Below are 294 nucleotides of genomic sequence, written 5' to 3' on the forward strand. Positions count from 1 at the left end.
TATCCGGAGGCTGTCGGCAGCCGGCTCGCGGACGTCAACACGCGTCTTGGCGCTGAGGTGATTCCGGGCGCTGGCGTGCCCGCCGAGCAGTTGAGCTTCGCCTACAGCGTGGGCGGCAGCGCCTCCTGGCGGCCGACCCGCGTCTACAGCGATGGCTTGAAGACCTATATCCAGTTTCCATCATCGCTCTCCGGACAGGATGCACCGGTCCTGTTCGTGGTGTCGGGCGGCCAGAACCGCATCGTCAACTACCGGCTGAAGGGCGACATGATGGTGGTCGATTATCAGATCGAC

Annotated in this window: 1 protein-coding gene; it reads left to right on the forward strand. The window is 63.9% G+C overall.

Annotation, left to right across the window (positions count from 1 at the left end; translation table 11 throughout):
- Nucleotides 1-294 (forward strand): TrbG/VirB9 family P-type conjugative transfer protein (locus tag QJT78_RS52475; RefSeq protein WP_281460983.1); only part of this gene is annotated, 294 nt, incomplete at both ends.

The organism is Bradyrhizobium sp. Mp27, assembly GCF_029953005.1.
Taxonomy (GTDB): Bacteria; Pseudomonadota; Alphaproteobacteria; order Rhizobiales; family Xanthobacteraceae; genus Bradyrhizobium; species Bradyrhizobium barranii.